Origin of the sequence: Pseudomonas sp. (assembly GCF_033723075.1) — a bacterium.
In the GTDB taxonomy this organism is placed as follows: domain Bacteria; phylum Pseudomonadota; class Gammaproteobacteria; order Pseudomonadales; family Pseudomonadaceae; genus Aquipseudomonas.
This window is the reverse complement of sequence record NZ_JAWVXU010000001.1, coordinates 218448-239616: the sequence shown is the minus strand read 5'-3', so window position 1 is coordinate 239616 and position 21169 is coordinate 218448. Positions and strand designations below refer to the sequence as shown.

The following is a 21169-nucleotide window of genomic DNA, read 5'->3' as shown; positions in this document are numbered from 1 at the left end:
AGGGTGAGGTCTTTGTGCCCCAGCTGCCTTGAAATGAACGCAAGGTTACCACGGGCCGTTAGGCGCCAGCAGGCATAGGTGTGGCGGGTTTGCCATGGGCGGCGAGGGCGGATCTTGTCTTGGCGCTGAATGTTGCCCTGTTTAGTATCGCAGGAGGTAGGTACGCAGCAGGCGTTCAGCGTCTTGCGTACCTGTACCACCTGGCGTTGCCGAGCCCTGATCCCGGTGCATGTCACGCCTTCCCGGAGTGGGCGGGCAGTGGCACACGTGCAGAGGTCAGGCGCAAGCGCAATTCAGCGGTACACGGGGCGCTGCGGATTGACCGAGCGTGGCAGATGCACGCTGACCAGCAGCCCGCCCAGCGGCGAGTCGAGCAACTCGATGTCGGCGTTATGTAGTTCGGCGATGCGCGCGACGATCGACAGGCCGAGGCCGGCGCCCTGCCCATCGCCTTGGCGGAAGAAGCGCTGAAACAACTGTGGGCGCAGTTCGGCTGGCACTCCGCGGCCGCTGTCCGCTACCTCCAATATCAGGTTGTCTGCCCGGGTTTCCAGGCGCACCTGAATCTGTCCGCCGGGTGGGGTGTATTCCAGGGCATTGCCTACCAGGTTCTGCAACAGTGTCGCCAGGCTGGCGGCATCGCCGATCAGGCTGAAGTCTTCGCCTTCGGCGGCGTCCAGGGTCAGCTCCTGCTCGCGGGTGAGGGCAAGCGGCGTCAGCTCCGCCAGGGTGTCGCGAACCAGGGTAGAGAGATCCAGCGCTTGCATGCGCAACTGCTGCGCGTTCGGTTCCAGGCGCGCCAGGGTGAGTAGCTGGGTGACCACCCGAGTGGTGCGATCGACGCCGGTTACCAATTGCTCCAGCGCCTGTGCCCGGTCGGTTTCGTCGTGGGTCTGCAGGGCGTTCTGCGCGTGGATGCGCAACACCGCCAGCGGCGTGCGCAGCTCATGGGCAGCATCGGCGATAAAGCGTTTTTCCCGTTCGACCAGCTGCCTGACCTGCTGCAACAGGCGGTTCAGCGACGCAGCCACCGGCTCCAGCTCCGAGGGGAGCGGGGCCAGCAGCAGCGGCGAGAGATTGTCCGGGTCGCGGCTTTTCAGCAGCTGAGCTATCTGTGCCAGCGGTCGCAAGCCCCAGCCCACCGCCAACCAAATCAGCAGCGCCAGGAGCGGCAGGCCGATCAGGTCCGGCAGCAGGCTGCGCCGGGCGATCTTGCCGACCAGCTCGCCGCGCACGTCGTCACGTTCGCTGACCAGAATCCACAAACCGTCCTGGCGATCATGCAGCAGAAACAGTCGCCAGTCGTGGGCGTCGAGCGCCACGTCGTGGTAGCCGCTGTCCAGTCGGGCGAAAGGTTGCGCCGCCGCTGCGCCGGCCCTGGCGAGCAGCTGCTGCAGCGCACCCTCCGGAGCCCCGGCCGATTGCAGCAACGCACTGCCATCTTCGGCGAAGACCTGGAAACCCAGCTTGGTCTCATAAATATGCCCGGGGGTACCCTGGCTGCGCTGCGCGTTCACCGCTTCGTCCAGTGCGGCCTGTAGCGACTGGCGTACCTGCGGGCTCATTTCGCGCACCACCAGCCCCTGCACCAGTCGGGCGCTCTGCGCCAGCTGGGCATCGAACAACTCTTCGATTTCATGGCCCGCGTCGCGGTAGCTCTGGTAGGAGATCAGGCTCAATGACAGCACCAGTGCACCGAGCACCAGCGCCAGGGTGCGGTTGCGGATCGAACGCCTCAGCATTTGTCCACCAGATAGCCGACGCCACGCACGGTGCGGATCAACTCGGGGAAGAACTTCTTGCGTAGGTGGTGGATGTGCACTTCCAGCGCGTTGCTTTCGACTTCTTCGTCCCAGCCGTAGAGCACTTGCTGCAGCTTGTCGCGTGTCAGTACCCGACCGGACTGGGCCAGCAGCTCATGCAGCAGGAGAAATTCCTTGCGCGGCAGGTTGACCGGGTTACCCAGGTAGCTGACCTGCTGATCCACCGGGTCGAGCCGGATACCACGGTATTCCAGCGCCGGCTGTGGGCGGTTGAAGCTGCGCCGCAGCAGCGCACGTAGGCGCGCCTTGAGTTCAGCGACATCGAACGGCTTGACCAGATAGTCGTCGGCGCCGGCATCGAGCCCGGCGATGCGGTCGCTGGTGGCATCGCGGGCGGTCAGTACCAGCACCGGCACCGGATTCGCTGCGCTGCGCAGAAGCTTGAGCAGTTCAATGCCATCAAGCCGTGGCAGGCCGAGGTCGAGAATCACCAGCTCGAAGCTTTCATGGGTCAGTGCATGGAGCGCGCTGGCGCCGTCCTGCAGCCAGTCGACGGTGTACCCCTCGGGCTTGAGCGCGGTGCGAATACCTTCAGCGAGTGCGCGGTCATCTTCTACCAACAATAGGCGCATGGATTTCCTGTGAGGCTTGAATCCGGGATGTTGCGCAGCATTCAACTCCGCTGCGTTGGGTTATTCCAGCCTTTTGCTGACGTCGTCGAGCAGTTTACGGGCTTCGCTACGGCGACCGGTATCGGCAATCACGCGTCCGGGCCGATCGGGGGCTGCCAGGGCCGTTTCCAGTGCGGTGCGGGCTTCGGCGTAGCGCTCCTGATCGATCAGGAAACCGGCGTAAAAGTAGTTCGAGTCGATGCCGTGTGGGTTGATTGCCAGGGCCTGGCGGAACAGCTCTGCGGCCTTCTTATCGTCACCGAAACCGATCGGCCAGCCGGGTACTTGATAGTAGAGGCTGGCGAGGCTGGTGTAGGCAGAGCCGTTGAGCGCCTGCGGATCGAGTGCCAGTGCACGTTCGAAGCGTGCCTTGGCCTGCTTGGCCAGGCCGAGCGCGCCGAGTCCACCCTTGGCGCCGGCCCAGGTGCTGCGAATGATGCCGTCCCAGATCAGCAGCTCGGCTGCATCGGGCTCGCGAGCCAGAGCCTGTTCGGCCACGTCGGCGAGTTTGGCGAATGCCGCTTCGCGTTGCGCCGCCGGCAGCTGATAGTTGATTTCGGCCCAGCGTTGCTGCAGTTGTTGCAACGCCGTCTCGCTGGCGGAGTTGAGGGCGAAGATCGGCTGGCTGAGCAGCGCCAGCAGCGTGAGGCAAATGCCGAACAGGGATTTCATGGTGTATCTCCATTGGAATGGTTGATGGCTGGAATAACCGTCGTGTCGGTGTCCGCATGGCGCCGGGCGAAGCGTTTGATCACCGGCAGTTGCTTGCGCAGTGCCTGGTCAACCAGGCGCGGCAGCAAACTGTTAAGGCGTACGAAGAGCTTCTCCGGCCAGCCGAGATAGAGCTCTTCGCGCTCGCGGGAGATGGCCTGGACGATTTGCGCGGCTACGCTATAGGGCGCGTCCATGTTGACTTTCAGCTCGTTGTTCATCGCCACCACCAGGTCGTTGTTCATTGCCGTGCGGGTGGCGCGTGGGGCGATGTAGAGCACCTTGATCCGGCTGTCGGCGAGTTCCCGGCGCATCGCCTCGGAGAACCCGCGCAGGGCGAACTTGCTGGCGCAGTAGACGCTGAAACCCGGGTAGCCGATGGAGCCGAAGGTCGACCCAAGATTGACCAACAGCGCCTTCGACTGTCGGCGCAGCAGCGGCAGCAGCAGGTGGGTCAGCTGCAGGGTGGCGGTGACGTTGACTTCGATCAGCCGGGCGATGGCGTCTTCGTCCTGCTGCTCCAGCAGGCTGAACTGGTTGATCCCGGCGGCATGGATCACACAGTTGAGCCCGCCGAAATGGCGCGCGGCATCCCGCACCCGGTGCCGGTCGTTGCGCTGGCTGAGATCGGCGCAGACCAGCTTGATCTGCCCCGGATAACGCTGGGCCAGGGCTTCCAGTGCAACGCTATCGCGGCCGACCAGGAGCAGCGCCGCGCCGCCCGCACAGAGTTGTTCGACCAGCACCTGGCCGATCCCGCCACTGGCGCCGGTGAGCAGGGCCCGACATTCATTGAGTTGCATGATCGTGCCCTCTGGCCGTCAGGCTGCGGAAGATGTCGCCATAGAGGCGGTACACCACCGTGGCGGTATGCAGAACGGCGTTCTTGTCGTCCTCGCTGTCGAGACGGTTCATCAGTTTCTTGAACAGTTCCATGTGCTCCAGGTCGAGGCTGCCATGGGAGGTCAGGTAGCTGAAGGCCTGGGCAGGCAGCTGCAGCCGATCCTGCAGCACGCCGGCAGCCTGGGTGGCCAAGGCAATGCTGGTGCCTTCCAGTACGTTGACCATGCCGAAGAAACTCACCGGGTTGTGCCGCGCGATGCGGTCGTAGACGTAGGCGACCATCAGCTCGGTGGGCAGTGCCGGCTGGCTGTTGCGCACAAGGTCGGGATCGCCACCGCAGGCGCGGATGTCATTGAGGATCCATTCCTGGTGGCCGAGTTCTTCCTCGATGTACTCGGCGATTGCCTCGCGCAGCCATTCCAGCCGCTCCGGCAGGCGTGCGCCACAGGCCATCAGCAGCGGCACCGTGTGCTTGACGTGATGATAGGCCTGGGTGAGGAAGGCGATGTACTGCTCCAGTGTGGCGCTGCCGTCAAATGCTGCTGCGAAAATCGGCGCGCCGAGCAGGTATTCGCGCTCGTTGCAGGTCTGGTGTTGCAGCTGGTCAAAGAATTCCATGGTGCTCCTCACTGGATCGGGTTCTGCACGGCCTCGATGGCCGGCTGGTAATGGCTGAACAGAGCCGCGCGGCGCAGGCGACCATTGGCGGTGGCCAGGCCGTTGGCGGCGCTGAAAGATTGATCGGCGCGCAGCCAGTGGTGCGCGCGGGCATAGTCGGGAAGGTGTTGGTTGACTGCCGCCACGGCTGTGGCCAGTTCGGCATCGCTGCAGTCGGTGCGCCGCGGCACCAACACAGCGACGTTCTCTGGCAGCGCCTCGCCATGCAGCCAGGCTTGAGCGATCGCCGTCTGCTGCAGCAGTTCGGCCTCGACCCATTCGGGATTCACGTTGCGCCCATAGGCCGTGACGAACTGGTGCTTTTTGCGCCCGTGCAGGATTAGAAAGTTGCCTTCCCAGTGACCGAGATCGCCAGTCGCCAGCCAGTCGTCGACAAGCGGCGGCTCGCCGAGATAACCAAGCATGCGTGGGCCGCGCATCAGTACTTCGCCGTCATCAGCCAGGCGCAATTCGACGTGGGCCAGGGGCTGGCCGACGCTGCCGATCCGACGCGCCTGGGGGGTGTTCAGGCAGACCACCGAAGCGCACTCGGACAGGCCGTAACCCTCGAATACAGGAAGCCCGAGATTGTCCGCGCGCTGCAGTAACTGTGGCGCCACGCGGCCACCGCCAACGGCAATGAAGCGGAGCGAGGTCGGTAGCGACAGCCCCTGCTCCGCAGCGTTGACCAGTGCCAGCAGCAGTTGCGGGAGCAGAATCAGGCTGTGCGGCTGGCTCTCGCGCAGCGTGCTGATCAAGCGCAACGGATCGAAGCCGCTGGCGCCGCTGAGACCGATCTCGGCCAGCGGGCGCAGCTCGACGCTGGCCCCGGCCAGCAACGGCGCATAAAGCCCGGCGATGTTTTCCAGCAAGGTGGCCAGCGGCAGCACGCAGAGGTGGCGCTGTACGTCGCAGCTGCGGCTGGCCAGCCAGAGGCTTGCGGCGACCTCGAACTGTGCCTCGGCATCGAGGCAGACGCCCTTGGGTTGGCCGGTGGTGCCGGAGGTGTAGGTGATTTTCAGCGTGCCGCTCGGCACCTCGTTGACGGTTGATTGCTGGCGTTGCAGAAGTCCGGGCGCGGTTTGTACGAAGCCGCCACTACGGGTCAGCTCATTTTCCGCACCGAGCAGACAATCGATGCCTGCGTGATCCAGCACATGCTGTTGCTGTGCAGGGGAGAAGAAGCCCGGCAGCGGCACGCAGACCAGTCCGGCGCGCAGCAGGGCGAGATCCCACAGGGCCCACTCCAGGCCGTTGTCCATGGCCAGGGCGACGCGCCGCACGCCGAGTTCTTTCAGTTGATTGGCGCGGGCCGTCACTGCGTGGCGCAGTTCGGCATAACTCAGCGTGCGTTCGCCTTCGATCAGGGCGTCACCGCTGTGTTGCGCGAGCTTCTGCCAGAAATGTTCAACTGCAGGCTGCATGCGCTATCTCCCCGACGTTGAACAAGGGTTGGTAGCCGAGACGCGGATAGGCACCGAGCTGCAGCAGGCGTTGGTGACCGGGCAGGATCTCGCCGGCCATCACCTGCGGGCGGCTGGCGTAGTAGCTGCCCCAGTCGGCCAGTTCATCGCCCATTCGTGCCGGATCGGCGAGCCCCAGCGCTATCGGCGTCAGTGCCAGGCGCTGGAAACTGTTGAGCAAGGCCGGCGTGCCGGTGAACACCACCCAGCGGAAACCCTGGGCGACCAGCAGGTCGGTTAGCGCAACGATCAGCAGGCGCGCCGAGCCGTTGCCGAAGGCGGCCAGGTTGCCCACCTCGACGATTTCCTCGCGTGGCACTTCGCGTCCGCAACGCCGGCTGACCGCCTGTTCGATCGGTTCATCCAGGTAGCGTTCAAGGAACAGCTGGCGCCGCTGGGCGCTGCGCAGACCGATCGCGCCCTGCACCTCGCCATTGTTGGCATGCAGGCCGAGCAGGCAGGGCATGAAATGCCGGATGCGCGCCTGATAGTGCAGGGCAAAGCGGTCCCGGATGAACGTCTCCAGCGCCTCGCGGCGCTCGCCCTGGCCACTCTGGGCCAGTTGCAGGGTCAGCGGCTGCTCGCGACCGATGCGTGCCAGTGCGTCTGTTTGATCTACCCAGGGCAATTCCATGGGGGAACCTCGGTTGAATGTCTGAGCCGATTATTGGTGGCCATTCTTAAGGCAGTCTTAAGTCGCGGGGCGCATATTTACTGGGTGAGCCCGGGGCTCGTCTGCCGACGTTTTCTTCACGTTCGGTCTGCTATTTTTGCCGCGCCTAACGTTGCGTTGAGCGCGGTATGACCCATTCGCCGAGAGATATCCATGCGCATCTTGGTCATCGAAGACAACCGCGACATCCTGGCCAACGTGCTGGATTATCTGGAACTCAAGGGCTACGGGGTCGACTGCGCCCAGGACGGGCTCAGTGGTCTGCACCTGGCCGCGACCGGGCACTACGATCTGATCGTGCTGGACATCATGCTGCCGGGCATCGACGGCTATCAGGTGTGCAAGCGCCTGCGCGAGGACGCTGGGCGCGATACGCCGATCATCATGCTCACCTCCCGTGATGCTCTGGGCGATCGCCTGCAGGGGCTCGCCGTCGGCGCCGATGACTACCTGGTCAAGCCTTTCGCCCTGTCCGAACTGGTCGCGCGCATCGAGGCGATCCTGCGGCGCAGCCAGGGCGCACGCCGGCACCAGTTGCAGGTCGGCGACCTGCACTACGACCTCGACACGTTGCAGGCCACTCGTGCCGGTCAGCCGTTACGGCTCAACCCCATCGGCTACAAGCTGCTGGCGATCCTGATGCAGAAGAGCCCGGCGGTGGTACGCCGCGAGGCGCTGGAAGAAGCGCTGTGGGGGGAGGATCCGCCAGACAGCGATAGCCTGCGCAGCCATATCCATCAGCTGCGTCAGGTACTGGACAAGCCATTCGCCAAGCCGCTGCTGCACACCCTGCATGGCGTCGGTTTCCGTCTGGCGGAGGACGATGATGCTCGCTAAACAGCCTCTTGCCCGGCGCATCGTCATCGCCTTCACCCTGACCACCCTGGTGGTCAGTGGCGTCTTCGCCCTGGGCATCGTTGCGGTGGTGCATTTTATCGAGGAACAGCTGGTCAGCGAGGAGCTGAGCCGCGAGATGGACATCGTGCTGGGCGAGGACCTGCCCCGCGGGCAGCCGCCGAAGCTGGATGCCCGCACCCGTTTCTATGCCTCCCACTTGCCACAGTATGCGATGCCCGAAGGCCTGGTCGCGCTCGGCGAGGGCTTCACCGAGCTGGTGCGCGGCGACGAGGCCCATTACGTCTATGTGCGTGATATTGCAGGCGAACGCTATATGCTGGTCGAGGAGCAGCACGAGTTCGAGGCTCGCGAGAGTGCACTGTTCAATGTGGTGCTGGCGGGGTTTCTGCTCAGCGTCGTCGGCGCCTGGGGGCTGGGCCGGCTGATGGCGCGGCGGGTGATGGCGCCGGTTACGCGCCTGGCGCAGCAGGTGCGCCATCGCGATCAGCTGCACCCGCTGGCACCGCCACTGGCGCTGCAATACCCCGACGATGAAGTCGGTCATCTGGCCGCGGCGTTCGACAGCACCCTCGGTCAACTGCGGCAGACGCTGGAGCGTGAGCGGCTGTTTACCAGCGACGTCAGTCACGAGTTGCGCACACCGCTGATGGTCATCCTCGGCGCCTGCGAGCTGCTCGATCAGGTCGAGTTGCCGCCGCTGGCGAGGCAGAAGACCGCGAGGATCCAGCGTGCTGCGCAGGAAATGCACGAGCTGGTGCAGACCTTTCTGCTGCTGGCCCGGGCCCGCCCCGAAACAATCGCCCTCGGCGGCAACGCCACCCTGGCCCGCGTGGCGCAGGAGCAGGTCGAACGTTGGGCGCCGCTGCTGCGGGAAAAAGGCCTGCATTTCGAACGTGTGGAGGAGGGCCATGACAGCGGCCTGTACAACCTGACGCTGCTCAGTACGGTAATGTCCAACCTGCTGCGCAATGCCCTGCATTACACCGAAAGTGGTGCGGTACGGCTGGTGCTGGGCCGTGGCGGCTTTCGCGTCGAGGACAGTGGTGTGGGCATTCCACTGGAACAGCAGGAGCGCATGTTTCAGCCGTTCGTGCGTGGTTGCGAGGCACGAGGGGAGGGGCTCGGACTCGGGCTTTCACTGGTCAAGCGGATCTGCGCGCATCAAGGTTGGGCGGTCAGTGTGCAGCAGCACACACCTCAGGGCAGTCGTTTTCAGGTGGTGCTCAGGCCCGACGCGGCTTGACGTTTTTTTCACATCCTTTTGACAGGGGCTTGATGCTCGTCTCGTTAGTCTGGCGTTCTGCTTTTTAGAGGAACACCTGCCATGAGCGATTCGAGCCCCATCGAATTGGAGTTCTCGCGCAAGTACGACCGCGAGCACGCCCATCAATACCTGCTCAAGCATCGGGACGGCCTGGCCCGGCGTCTGTCGCACTGGCGTGACGAGCAACTGGCACGCCGCGCGCTGAAGCTGGCGGGTGATCCCGACCTGGTTCTCGATCTGCCCTGTGGTGCCGGACGCTTCTGGCCGCTGTTGGCCGAACATCCGAGCCGGATGATCTTCGCCGCGGACAACTCGAGCGACATGCTGGCCATCGCCGAAGCCGCACAGCCGCTGGAGGTGGTCAACCGGGTGGAGCTGTTTCAAGCCTCGGCCTTCGCCATCAATATGGGCGACAACGCGGTGGACAGCATCTTCTGCATGCGTCTGCTGCACCACATTGCCGACCCGCAGCACCGCCTGGCGATGCTGCGCGAATTCCACCGGGTCAGCCGCGATACCCTGATCGTTTCGCTGTGGGTCGATGGCAACTACAAGGCCTGGAAACGCAAACGCCTGGAACGCCGCCGCGCGCCCAAGGACAACCAGAACCGCTTCGTGGTCGCACGCTCGGTGATCGAGGCGGAGTTCGCTCAGGCCGGCTTCGACATTATCAACCGCAACGACTTTCTCCCCGGTTACGCCATGTGGCGGGTCTATGTGCTGCGCAAGAAGAACTGAACATGAACAGGCCCCTCACCCTGCCCGCACGTGAAGCCCTGACCAGCACTTTCCGGCGCTGGTGGAACACCCAGGGCGAATGGGTCGAGGCACCCAACCAACGCCGCGATGGCGAAAGCGGTGTGCAGCGCTTGCAATTGAGTGATCCGTCGCTGCCGGCGCTTTACTGCAAGCGCCAGGTTGGCCATCTGTATCGCTCGTTGCAGCACCCCTTCGGCCGCCCCACCGTTCTGCGCGAGCGGCAGGCATTGAGCGCCCTGACGCGTATCGGCATACGGGTGCCGGAACTCGTCTACTGTGGCGCGCGCAGGGAGGCCGGGAAGTGGCAGGCGCTGCTGATAACCGAGGAGCTCCAGGGCTTTGTCAGCCTGCAAGACTGGTACCGCGGCAAGCTGTATGAGCAGTGGGGGACGCTGATTCACCGGCAGCTGTTGCAGAACCTGGGGATCACCCTGAGCCGACTTCACCACGCCCACTGGCAGCATGGCTGCTGCTATCCCAAGCACGTTTTCATCAAGGTCCACGGCAAGGCCGATTCGGCCTGGGTCGAGATCGCCTTGCTCGATCTGGAAAAGAGCCGTCGCCGTCTACGGCGCTCAGCCGCCTCGCGACATGATCTGCGCCAGCTGTATCGCCATTGTCAGGACATGCCCGAGTGCGACTGGAGCCTGCTGCGGGTTGCCTACGATGCATCCTTTGCCAATCCAGGCGGGGTATATAGGGATGCCATCTGATTCGATAACAACAAATGGCAAGGCCATGAAAAGACGCAGCGGGTTTTCCCGTATCTGGTATGCCTCCGGTTATTCGGCGGCGGGTCTCAAGACGGCCTATATTGGCGAAGCGGCGTTCCGTCAGCTGGTCCTGCTCAATCTGATATTGATCCCTGCCGCCTTCATGCTCGATGTCAGCCGGGTCGAGCGCGCCCTGTTGATCGCCGTGGTGTTCCTCGGGCTGATCATCGAACTGCTCAACTCGGCCATCGAAGCTACCGTCGATCGCATTTCTCTCGAATTGCACCCGCTCTCCAGGCAGGCCAAGGATATGGGCAGCGCCGCACAACTGCTGGGGCTGATCCTGATCCTAGTGGTCTGGGCTGTGATTCTGCTATGAACCCGCGTGCTCAGCACCAACAAGGACTCCCCATGAAATCCATTGAACGGCCGTTCGCGGGGCATCCGCTGTCGGTTGGCATCGGCCAGCACCTGGCGTTCACCGCCGCCAGCGCCCTGGCGCTGCTGCTGATGTTCGCCCTGTTGCGCCTGGGCCTGCTTGGGTTCAACCGCGAACTGATCGGCACCACGCCACTGGCCAGCTTTGTCGACGCCTTCATCAACGGCGCGCGTTTCGATCTGCGGGTATGCGTATACATCCTTGTGCCGCTGTTGCTGGCGCCGCTGAGCCTGCGCGTCATGTCCGCGCGGCCGCTGCTGTGCATCTGGCTGAGCGGCTGCGCCAGCGTGGCGATCCTGCTCGGGTTGATCGAACTCAACTTCTATCAGGAGTTTCACCAGCGGCTGAACAGCCTGGTGTTCCAGTACCTGCAGGAAGACCCGGCCACTGTGCTGAGCATGCTCTGGCACGGCTTCCCGGTGTTCAAGCTGCTGGCCGTCTGGGCGTTGCTGAGCGCGCTGATGTTCGCCCTGTTCGGCTGGCTGGAACGGCTGACGCGGCGCTCGATGCGCTTGCCGAAGGGTTGCCCGCAGCAATCTGGCAGGACGGGCTGGGCGCAGCGTGGTGCGGTGCTGCTGGTGCTGGTCCTGATTGCGCTGGTGGCGGCGCGCGGCACCCTGCGCCAGGGCCCGCCGCTGCGCTGGGGCGATGCCTTCACTACCGAGTCGATGTTCGCCAACCATCTCGGCCTGAACGGCAGCCTGAGTCTTTACGACGCGGCCAAGAGCCGGATGTCGAGCCACCGAGAGAACATCTGGAAACCGACCATGCCGGACGAGCAGGCGCGGGCGATCACCCGCCAGCTGCTGCTGACCGCTCATGACCAACTGGTAGACGCACAGAGCGCCGCGGTGCGTCGTGACTACCAGGCACCGGCAGCCGGCTCGCTGCCAGTACGCAACGTGGTGGTGATCCTGATGGAAAGCTTCGCCGGCCGCTTCGTCGGCGCATTGGGCAGCCAGGACGGCATCACCCCCAACTTCGACCGCCTGGCCAAAGAAGGTCTGCTGTTCAGCCGGTTCTTCGCCAACGGCACCCACACGCACCAGGGCATGTTTGCCAGTATGGCCTGCTTTCCCAACCTGCCCGGCTTTGAGTACCTGATGCAGGCACCGGAAGGCGGACAGCGCTTCTCCGGTCTGCCACAACTGCTCGGCAGCCGCGCGTTCAACGACGTTTACCTCTACAACGGCGACTTCGCCTGGGATAACCAGGCCGGGTTCTTCGCCAACCAGGGCATGACCCGCTTCATCGGCCGCAGCGATTACCTCGATCCAGTGGTGGCCGACCCGACCTGGGGCGTCTCCGACCAGGACATGTTCGATCGCGCGGTAGTCGAACTGCAGCAGCTGGATCGCGACGAGCCGTTCTATGCGCTGCTGCAGACGCTGTCCAACCACACCCCCTATGCCCTGCCGGAGCAGCTGCCGGTAGACGCGGTAACGGGGCACGGCTCACTGGATCCGCACCTGACCGCCATGCGCTATTCGGATTGGGCGCTGGGGGTGTTTTTCGACAAGGTGCGCAAGATGCCCTGGTTCGACGAAACCCTGTTCGTGGTCGTCGGTGACCATGGTTTTGGTGCCCATGAACAGCTTACCGAGATGGACCTGTACCGCTTCCACGTACCCATGCTGCTGATCGCACCGGGCATCAGCGAGAAATTCGGCAGCCGCCGCGAGGTGGTCGGTACTCAGGTCGATATGGTGCCGACCATCATGGGCCGGCTTGGCGGCGAGGTGCGTCACCAGTGCTGGGGGCGCGATCTGCTCAGCCTGGCTGCGGACGATCCGGGTTTCGGCATCATCAAGCCCTCGGGCAGCGATCAGACCGTGGCAATGTTGCGCGGCGATCGCATCCTGGTGAAGCCCAAGGGCCTGGAGCCGCAGCTGTACCGCTACCGTCTCGGTGAAAAGCCCCAGGCCGAACGGTTGCCATCGAGTGCCATCGACCGGGCCATGAGCGAGCAGCTGCAGGCGTATCTGCAGACGGCGACCGAGAGTCTGCTGGCCGACAGCACGGCAGACCGCGAGCGCGAACCCGCGGCGCAGTCCAGTCCGGTGGCGGCCGCCACAGACCCGGAAACCCCTCCGGTGGTGCCAATCAAGTCGGTTGTGGCGACCGAGGGTAGAAAACGCCGATAGTCGCCACACAAGCAAAGGCCGCGAGTCGTCAGCAATGCCTCGCGGCGTTTTGCCTGTTGCGCGATGGGCGCTGTGGCTGTCCGAAGCCGGATGTCAGGTGGCCGGCCACTTTGTCATTGGTGTACGGTACCTCCCTTGGTTGGCTTTAAACCCGGAGTGCAGATGAGCGTCAACGAGCAGCACCTGACCCGGCTGGCCGCCGAGTTGGGCCAGCAGTTGCAGGTGCAAGGCGCACAGGTGGCTACCGCCGAGTCCTGTACCGGCGGCGGTATTGCCGAGGCGATTACCCGCATTCCTGGCAGCTCGGCCTGGTTCGAGGCCGGCTATGTCACCTACTCCAATGTGCAGAAGAGCAGGCAGTTGGCGGTTCCCGAGGCGTTGTTCGCCACCGTGGGGGCGGTCAGCCGCGAGGTGGTCGAGGCCATGGTGCGTGGCGCCCAGGCGCAGAGCGGGGCGCGTTACGCCGTGGCGGTCAGTGGCGTGGCCGGGCCGGATGGCGGCTCGGCGGAGAAGCCGGTGGGCACCGTGTGGCTGGCCTGGGGTGACGGCGAGCGGCTGTTCAGTGCCCGTCGCCAGTTCGACGGCGATCGCGGCGAAATTCGCCGACAAACGGTTGAGGCCGCTCTGCAAGGGCTGCTGCGCGTGATTGCGCAAGAAAATCCAAATGCAGGGTAGGCGAGCGACTTGCCCTGTGGAATAATACTGTCTACTTATACAGTTGTTAGTGGCCGCTAGCAGGCCCTTCTTTATTACGTGAGGACTTCAATGGACGAGAATAAGAAGCGCGCCTTGGCGGCAGCCCTGGGCCAGATCGAAAAGCAATTCGGCAAGGGTGCGGTCATGCGCATGGGCGATCACGATCGCCAGGCGATTCCGGCCATTTCCACCGGTTCGCTCGGTCTGGACATCGCCCTGGGCATTGGCGGTCTGCCGAAAGGCCGGATCGTCGAGATCTACGGTCCCGAGTCTTCCGGTAAAACCACCCTGACCCTGTCGGTCATCGCCGAGGCGCAGAAGCTCGGTGCCACCTGCGCCTTCGTCGATGCCGAGCATGCCCTGGACCCTGAGTACGCCGGCAAGCTCGGCGTGAATGTCGATGACCTGCTGGTGTCGCAGCCGGATACCGGCGAACAGGCCCTGGAGATCACCGACATGCTGGTGCGTTCCAATGCCGTCGACGTGATCGTCATCGACTCGGTGGCGGCCCTGGTGCCGAAGGCGGAAATCGAAGGCGAGATGGGCGACATGCACGTGGGCCTGCAGGCTCGCCTGATGTCCCAGGCGCTGCGCAAGATCACCGGCAACATCAAGAACGCCAACTGCCTGGTGATCTTCATCAACCAGATCCGCATGAAGATCGGCGTGATGTTCGGTAGCCCGGAAACCACTACCGGCGGTAATGCCCTGAAGTTCTACGCCTCGGTGCGTCTGGACATTCGTCGCACCGGTGCAGTGAAAGAGGGTGACGAAGTGGTCGGCAGCGAAACCCGGGTCAAGGTCGTGAAGAACAAGGTGGCGCCGCCGTTCCGTCAGGCCGAATTCCAGATCCTCTACGGCAAGGGTATCTACCGCAATGGCGAGGTCATCGACCTCGGCGTGCAACACGGCCTGTTGGAAAAATCCGGTGCCTGGTACAGCTATCAGGGCAACAAGATCGGTCAGGGCAAGGCCAATTCGGCCAAGTACCTGGAAGACAACCCGGAAGTGGCACGCACCATCGAGGGCCTGATCCGCGAGAAACTGCTGGTAGTCAGCCCGCCAGTCAAGGCTGGCGCAGGCGATCTGGCCACCGCCGAGGCCTGAGAGGCTGTGAAAAAATCGCTTGCCTGCTGCGACCGTCGCCGGGCGGCTGCAACTGCGTTGCGCTACGCAAAAACTTCGGTCATTTGGCTCGCCAAACTCCCTCGTTTTCACGTAGCGCGCCTTGTTTCGCTCGCCCGACGGCGTCCTCGCGACGGCCTTCGATATTTTCCCAGCCTCTGATTCGTAGCTCATGCCTGTCGTACTGGATAACCTCGTCGCGGTGCGCCGCGCGGCCATGGACCTACTGGCGCGTCGCGAACATGGGCGTGTCGAGTTGACCCGCAAACTGGTTAAGCGCGGTGCCCCGCTCGAGTTGATTGACACCGCCCTCGAGCGCCTGGCGCAAGAGGGTTTGTTATCCGAGGCGCGTTATCTGGAAAGCTTTGTCGGCTATCGCGCGCGTGCTGGCTATGGGCCGTTGCGCATTCGTGAAGAGCTGATCCAGCGCGGCTTGCCGCGGGCCGATGTCGAGCAGGCATTGCGCGACAGCGGCATCGATTGGCGTGAACAACTGGAGCAAACCTGGCACCGCAAGTTTGCCGGTCAACTGCCGGGCGATACCCGTGAACGTGCCCAGCAGGGCCGCTTTCTCAGTTATCGTGGCTACCCGCCGGATCTGATCGCTCGTCTGTTGCGCGGCCTCGATCTGGATTGACGCACCCTGTGAACCCGGAGCCTGTGCTCCGGGTTTTGTGCATCTGGGCGGTGGTTGTTTGCACGGCTCTGCTGGCGGTACGCGTTACGGACAGTTGATATCGTTTGTCGATGATAATCAGCTTGGCTGTTCCCAGTGCTGCGGCTGGTTGATCAGGTTCAGCAATTCGCGCAGGCGGCCATGGTCGCGGCTAGTGAATGCGAATGCCAGGCGAGTCAGGTGGCAGAGTTCCGGCTCGTCCTGTTCGGACTCGCAATAAGTCTGCTGCTGGAAGCCACCGCTCTTGCACAGGTCGATGAACTCGCTATTCAGCTGCTGCATGGCCGCTTCATTGAGTGGGTGGTTGAGACGGATCACATAGCGATCCTTGAGCCAGCGGCTGGAGTGGTAATTGCGATAGAACTGGGCGATTTCATCGGCGGCCTCGGCGGCGCTGTGCACCAGGCGCACCAGATGCAGATCGCTGGGCAGGATGTAGCCGTTACCCACCAGTTGGTTGTCGATAAAGGCCATGGCCTCTTTCCAGAAACTGCCCCCCGGTTGATCGAGCAGTATCACGGGTACCAGTGGACTCTTGCCGGTTTGTATCAGGGTCAGCACTTCCAGTGCTTCATCCAGGGTGCCGAAACCGCCAGGGCACAGCACCAGACCATCGGCCTCCTTGACGAAGAACAGCTTGCGCAGAAAGAAGAAGTGGAACGACAGCAGATTGTTGGTGCCATGCACGGTGGCATTGGCCCCTTGTTCAAAGGGCAGGGTGATATTGAAACCCAGGCTGTTTTCCAGGCCGGCGCCCTCATGAGCGGCGGCCATGATGCCGCCGCCGGCACCGGTAACCACCATCAAGTCGTGCCGCGCCAGGGTGGCGCCGAGTTCGCGGGCCAAGGCATACAGCGGGTGATCGGGCGGCGTGCGGGCCGAGCCGAATACGGTCACTTTGCGCCGCCGTTTGAACTGTTCGAGCGAGCTGAATGCGTGCTCCATTTCACGCAGGGTTTGCAGCATGATCTTGGCGTCCCAGCGATTGCGGTCGGCCTGGGCCATGCGGATCACGGTGATCAGCATGTCGCGATACAGCGGCAGGTTCGGGCTGTCGCCAGGGGCGACCAGGTTTACCAGTTCGTCGACTTTGTCGGTGAGGTCGATACCGCTGGTCTGGAAGTGGCGGGATAAATAATCATCCGGTTCGTAAGGCATTCGACTTCTCCTTTCAGGATGCCGGCCGGATTCTTTCGCTGTCGTGAAAGCCCGGCCTTAGTCAGAGTATGGCTGGAGCTTGCGCCTTGGCGGGCTAAATAGCTGATCAGATTGCAGAAAATCTCCGGCCTGGGTAGGCGGCAGCAGATTCGGCTGGCCTGCCAGCGAATCTCTAACCGGCTCGCCAGCGCGAAGCAGTAGGGCTGAAGGGAGTGAAAATAACGCTCGTCTGCTGCAGTCCGGACGGCGATCCATGGCTGTCACTCGCCGCAGCCAATGCATCATGGTTAATCGGTGCGGCACAAAGTTGGCGGGCTGTTGCTGCGCTCCGAGGCCACCCTATCTCCGAACGGATCGCCGCCCGGGCCGGCCTAGGTTCCGAGCGGATCGCTACTCTGCGGCCGGGCTTGCGGGGACTGATTCGCTAGGCCCCAGGTGCGCAGGTAAAGCAGCCATGCACCTGTTGGCGAAGATGGCCCCGCAACCACTGCAGCTCCCGCATTGCTCAGATAGCGATCTGCTCGCCTGGCTCGGGAATACTGGCAATCCAGTTGAGGCGCTCGCGCAGGGCTTGCTGCAGCACCTGCATTTTCTCCAGTTCGCCATGCACCAGATACAGCTCGGGGTGATGGTCGAAATGACTGACCCAGTCGAGCAGCTGCGACTGCCCGGCATGGGCAGAGAAGCCGCCGAGGGTGTGGATCTGTGCTTTGACCGCGATGCGTTGGTGGAGCATTTTCACCGTGCTGGCGCCGTCGACTATGGCGCGTCCCGGGGTACCCCTGGCCTGGAAACCGGGGAACACCACATGGCAATTCTCGCGCCAGAGGTTGTGCTTGAAATGGTGGGCGATGCGCCCGCCGGTACACATGCCACTGCCGGCGATGATGATGGCGCCGCTCTTGACCCGGTTGATCGCCATGGACTCCTCCGGCGTCGGCGTGCAGCGCAGGATCGGCAGCCAGTCCTCGATGCGCCTGGCGGGCTTGTCCGCGATGGCCGCATGATCGTCCGGGTCGAACAGGTGTTGAAAGCGCGAATAGATGGCGTTGGCGCGAATGGCCATCGGGCTGTCGAGGAACACCGCCTGCTGTGGCAGTCGGCCTTCCTGGTAGAACCGCCCGAGGTAGTAGATCAGGTCCTGGGTGCGGCCGACGGCGAAGGCCGGGATCAGCACGTTGCCGCCGTCGCGATGGGCCTGTTGGAGAATTTCGGCCAGCTCATCCAGGGTGTCGTCGCTGTTGCGGTGATCGCGATCGCCATAGGTGGACTCGAGCAATACCAGATCGGCGCGGTCGAGCGTGGTCGGGGCGTGCATTAGCGGCGAGCAGGTGTTGCCGAGGTCGCCGGAAAACACCAGGCGCCGGGTCAGGTGGTGGTCCTGTACCAACAACTCGACGATCGCCGAGCCCAGGATATGTCCGGCATCGTGAAAGGTGACCTGTACGCCCCTGGCCACTTCGATTGGCTGGCCATAGGCCTGCGGGCGCCGTTGTTCGAGCGCCTGCTCGGCATCCTCGGTGGTATACAGCGGGCTGAGCGGCGGCTTGCCCAGGCGTGCACGCCACTTGTTCTCCCACTCGGTATCCTTCTCCTGGATCTGCGCCGCATCCAGCAGCATCAGTTCCATCAGCTCGCAACTGGCGTCGGTGGCGAAGATCGGCCCGCGATAACCGGCTCCGGCCAGTTTCGGCAGCAAGCCGCTATGGTCGATATGGGCGTGGGAAATCACCACGGCATCCAGACTCAGTGGGTCGAAGGGGAAGGGCGCGCGGTTGCCTTCCTCCTCCTCGCGACGGCCCTGGCGCATGCCGCACTCTAGCAGCACCTTGGCGCCATCGCGGCTTTCGATCAGGTAGCAGGAGCCAGTGACTTGCTGGATGGCGCCAAGGAAGCTGAGCAGAGCCATGTTGGAAATCCTTGATGAGGGTGAATGATCACAGGGTGCCGCGAACGGAGGGCGGCGGCCTTGATGCAGGTCAGGGTGTGGGCTGCTCTGCTTGTCCTAGACTGTGCGAAAACACCGGGAGAGCGTCCCATGCCGCAACTATTGCCGAGTGCCAGCGAGCTGGCCGCACATGCTCTGATCGAGCCCGGCTTCGCCGCATGGCAGCAGGGCTATGGCCCTGTACAGCATAGTCCAGAGACCTGTGCGGCGGTCTTTCGCATGGCCCACCAATTGGTCCAGGCGGGTCAGCAGCCCGACCTGGCCAGCGTCTATGCCCTGCTGCGCGCCCTGGACCGGCTGAACGCCGCCGGGTTATGGCTGGTGGTGCACATGACCTATGCCCGGCGCGTGCGCCTGGACGGTACAGACTTGGAACCTGACGACTTCAAGGTCAAGCCCGAGGGACACACCGGTGGTTCCTTGAACATGGTGCCCGGCTACGCCGCCTACCTGGCGTTGAATGCCCTGACGGGGGAAACCCGTGGCTGGCTGATGGGCCAGGGGCATTGTGTGGCGGCGGTCGAGGCGCTGAATCTGCTGACCGCCAACCAGCACCCCGAACAGGCCGCGCGTTACGGCTGCGATGAAAGTGGCATGAGCCGGCTGGTAGCAGATTTTTACAGCTATGCCCAGGCGCCCGATGGCGCACCGGGTGTGCCCCTGGGCAGTCACGTCAATCCGCATACCGCTGGCGGTATCGCCGAAGGGGGTTACCTGGGTTTTGCCGAGTTGCAGTACTGCCACTTGCCTCTGCCCGGAGAAAAACTGGTGGCCTTCCTGTCGGATGGCGCGGCCGAAGAGCAGCGCGGCAGTGATTGGATGCCGCGTTGGTGGCGGGCGGAAGACTGTGGCGTGGCGCTACCTGTGATGATCGCCAACGGCCGGCGTATCGAGCAGCGCACCGAGCTGGGTACGCAGGCGGGACTGGAGGGGTTTCGTCAGCATCTGCGCCACTGCGGTTTCGACCCGGTCAGTTTCGATGGACGCGACCCGGCGGCTTTCGTCTGCGCCCTGTGGCAGATGGAGCAGCGGCTGGGGCACCGGGTTGCCGAGTTGCACAGCGGCATCCTGCATTACCCGCTGCCGATGCCCTATGCAATTGCCGAAACCGAGAAAGGCTTCGGCTTTTATGGCGCCGGCAGCAACGCTGCGCACAACCTGCCGCTGCCGGCCAACCCGCACCACGACGCCGCCGCGCGTGCGCTGTTCAATCGGCATGCGGCCAATCTGTGGGTGGCGCCCGACGAGTTGACCCGGGTCTGTGCGCAATTCCGAGGTGGGCGCGCCGAGCGTCCGCTGGAGCGCGATCATCCGTTGGCGCTGCGCCAGCCGCCGGCGCCGCAGCTGCCCGAGTTGCACTATCACGGGCAAGACTGCTCACCGATGTCGGCGCTGGAGCGCTTTTTCGTCGAGCTGGTGCAGGCCAACCCGCAGCTGCGGCCGAGAGTGGGCAACCCGGACGAGCTGGCGAGTAATCGCCTGGAAGGTGTTCTGCATGCCCTCAAACACCGGGTCTGCGTGCCTGAAAGCGAGCTGGAAGCAGTGGACGGGGCGATCATTACCGTGCTCAACGAGGAAGCTGTGGTGTCCGCCTGCCTGGCCAATCAAGGCGGCCTGAACCTGGTGGCGAGTTACGAGGCCTTCTGCGTGAAGATGCTCGGCGCGGTGCGCCAGACCCTGATCTTCGCCAGGCAGCAGAAGGAGGTGGGGCGTCCCGCCGGTTGGCTTGGCTGGCCGCTGGTGGCGACTTCGCATACCTGGGAGAACGGCAAGAACCAGCAATCGCACCAGGACACCAGCTTTTGCGAGGCGCTGCTCGGCGAGATGAACGACATGCTGCGGGTGTTGTTTCCGGCCGACCATAACTCGCTGCTGGCCTTGCTGCCGGCGGTCTACCAGGCGCGCGGGCAACTGGCTTGCATTGTCAGTCCCAAGCGCGAACGCCCGGCCCAGTTCGATCGGCAGCAGGCCGAACAACTGGCCCGTGATGGTGCCCTCCTGCTGGACCAGCAGGAAGGCGCCGCCCCCGTGCTGCTGATCGCCACCGGCGCTTATCAGTTGAGCGAGATGCGCCGTGCGGCTGTGCGCCTGAGTGCGAAGAAATGCGCCTGGCGTCTGGTTTACCTGCAGGAGCCGGGGCGCTTTCGTGAGCCGCGCGATCACTGGGAAGCACAAGCCGTGGCGCCGGCCGCACTCTGCAACGCGCTGTTCCCGGCGCAGTATCCGTGCCGCGTGCTGCTGACCCATATGCGTCCGGAAGTGGCGCGTGGGCATCTCTGGCCGATCCTCGGCGATGCCCGCTGCAACCGGGTGCTGGGTTATCGCAATCGCGGTGGCACCCTGGATGAGGCGGGCATGCTGTTCGCCAACCAGGCTACCTGGGCGCACGTGTTGCAAGCGGTCGCAGAGCTGTTGGGTATCCCCGCACAGAAGCTCTTGAGTCGCGAGGAGCGGGCTGCGCTGGCTGGCCAGGGCAGCCCCGAATGCCTGCGCTAAAACCGTCCGGCAGAGGGCTGGAAATCAAGCGGCTGTGTGGACTGCAGCGCGGTGCGGGGCATCCGCGCGACATGGCAGCGCCGATCGCCATGCAGGTGCCCCGAAGCATGGC

General features: G+C 63.8%; 19 protein-coding genes. 10 read left to right on the top strand and 9 right to left on the bottom strand.

The window, feature by feature from the left end; genetic code table 11:
• Positions 1-293: 293 nt before the first annotated feature.
• Genes R3355_RS01170 through R3355_RS01140 form a run of 7 tightly spaced genes read right to left on the bottom strand, consistent with a single transcriptional unit; the run spans position 294 to position 6742 of the window.
• Complete coding sequence (locus R3355_RS01170; protein ID WP_318959710.1) at positions 294-1742, bottom strand: sensor histidine kinase; 1449 nt, start codon at positions 1740-1742, stop codon at positions 294-296.
• On the bottom strand, positions 1736-2395 hold the full coding sequence (locus R3355_RS01165; protein WP_318946098.1) for a response regulator transcription factor: 660 nt from the start codon (positions 2393-2395) through the stop codon (positions 1736-1738). The genes R3355_RS01170 and R3355_RS01165 overlap by 7 nt, the downstream gene beginning before the upstream one ends.
• 60 nt (positions 2396-2455) lie before the next feature.
• Positions 2456-3106 (bottom strand): tetratricopeptide repeat protein, encoded by a 651-nt coding sequence (locus R3355_RS01160; protein ID WP_318959709.1) that lies wholly within the window; start codon positions 3104-3106, stop codon positions 2456-2458.
• On the bottom strand, positions 3103-3948 hold the full coding sequence (locus R3355_RS01155; protein WP_318959708.1) for an SDR family oxidoreductase: 846 nt from the start codon (positions 3946-3948) through the stop codon (positions 3103-3105). The genes R3355_RS01160 and R3355_RS01155 overlap by 4 nt, the downstream gene beginning before the upstream one ends.
• Positions 3935-4606 carry an iron-containing redox enzyme family protein gene (locus R3355_RS01150; protein WP_318946101.1) on the bottom strand — a complete coding sequence of 224 codons (672 nt, stop codon included), beginning with the start codon at positions 4604-4606 and terminating at the stop codon, positions 3935-3937. Before R3355_RS01150 ends, R3355_RS01155 begins: the two co-directional genes overlap by 14 nt.
• Positions 4607-4614: 8 nt before the next feature.
• Positions 4615-6069, bottom strand: a complete 1455-nt coding sequence (locus tag R3355_RS01145) for an AMP-binding protein (protein ID WP_318959707.1) — start codon at positions 6067-6069, stop codon at positions 4615-4617.
• Complete coding sequence (locus R3355_RS01140) at positions 6053-6742, bottom strand: thermostable hemolysin (RefSeq protein WP_318946103.1); 690 nt, start codon at positions 6740-6742, stop codon at positions 6053-6055. Before R3355_RS01140 ends, R3355_RS01145 begins: the two co-directional genes overlap by 17 nt.
• Positions 6743-6934: 192 nt before the next feature.
• On the opposite strand from R3355_RS01140, the gene R3355_RS01135 reads away from it, so the two are divergent.
• The 9 genes from R3355_RS01135 (at position 6935) to recX (ending at position 15416) form a co-directional block, all read left to right on the top strand.
• Positions 6935-7618, top strand: coding sequence for a response regulator transcription factor (locus R3355_RS01135; RefSeq protein ID WP_318959706.1), 684 nt, complete (start codon positions 6935-6937; stop codon positions 7616-7618).
• A complete protein-coding gene (locus R3355_RS01130; RefSeq protein ID WP_318959705.1) occupies positions 7608-8882 on the top strand; it encodes a HAMP domain-containing sensor histidine kinase in 1275 nt (424 codons plus the stop codon). Before R3355_RS01135 ends, R3355_RS01130 begins: the two co-directional genes overlap by 11 nt.
• Before the next feature lie 81 nt (positions 8883-8963).
• A complete protein-coding gene (locus R3355_RS01125; protein ID WP_318959704.1) occupies positions 8964-9641 on the top strand; it encodes a class I SAM-dependent methyltransferase in 678 nt (225 codons plus the stop codon).
• Positions 9642-9643: 2 nt separating this feature from the next.
• Positions 9644-10375 carry a lipopolysaccharide kinase InaA family protein gene (locus tag R3355_RS01120; protein ID WP_318959703.1) on the top strand — a complete coding sequence of 244 codons (732 nt, stop codon included), beginning with the start codon at positions 9644-9646 and terminating at the stop codon, positions 10373-10375.
• Complete coding sequence (locus R3355_RS01115) at positions 10365-10754, top strand: diacylglycerol kinase (RefSeq protein WP_318959702.1); 390 nt, start codon at positions 10365-10367, stop codon at positions 10752-10754. Before R3355_RS01120 ends, R3355_RS01115 begins: the two co-directional genes overlap by 11 nt.
• Before the next feature lie 32 nt (positions 10755-10786).
• On the top strand, positions 10787-12958 hold the full coding sequence (locus R3355_RS01110) for an LTA synthase family protein (protein WP_318959701.1): 2172 nt from the start codon (positions 10787-10789) through the stop codon (positions 12956-12958).
• Positions 12959-13120: 162 nt separating this feature from the next.
• On the top strand, positions 13121-13633 hold the full coding sequence (locus tag R3355_RS01105; protein ID WP_318959700.1) for a CinA family protein: 513 nt from the start codon (positions 13121-13123) through the stop codon (positions 13631-13633).
• 90 nt (positions 13634-13723) lie between these two features.
• Entirely contained in the window at positions 13724-14761 is a 1038-nt protein-coding gene (recA, locus tag R3355_RS01100) for a recombinase RecA (protein ID WP_318946111.1), read from the top strand.
• Between the two features lie 190 nt (positions 14762-14951).
• Entirely contained in the window at positions 14952-15416 is a 465-nt protein-coding gene (recX, locus tag R3355_RS01095) for a recombination regulator RecX (RefSeq protein WP_318959699.1), read from the top strand.
• 117 nt (positions 15417-15533) lie between these two features.
• Here recX and R3355_RS01090 read toward each other — a convergent pair whose 3' ends face one another.
• Positions 15534-16613, bottom strand: a complete 1080-nt coding sequence (locus R3355_RS01090) for an LOG family protein (RefSeq protein ID WP_318959698.1) — start codon at positions 16611-16613, stop codon at positions 15534-15536.
• Between the two features lie 505 nt (positions 16614-17118).
• A complete protein-coding gene (locus R3355_RS01085) occupies positions 17119-18522 on the bottom strand; it encodes an MBL fold metallo-hydrolase (RefSeq protein ID WP_318959697.1) in 1404 nt (467 codons plus the stop codon).
• A 129-nt stretch (positions 18523-18651) separates the two neighbouring features.
• Here R3355_RS01085 and R3355_RS01080 point away from each other — a divergent pair, with 129 nt between their 5' ends.
• Positions 18652-21057 (top strand): xylulose 5-phosphate 3-epimerase, encoded by a 2406-nt coding sequence (locus R3355_RS01080; protein WP_318959696.1) that lies wholly within the window; start codon positions 18652-18654, stop codon positions 21055-21057.
• Positions 21058-21169 lie beyond the last annotated feature (112 nt).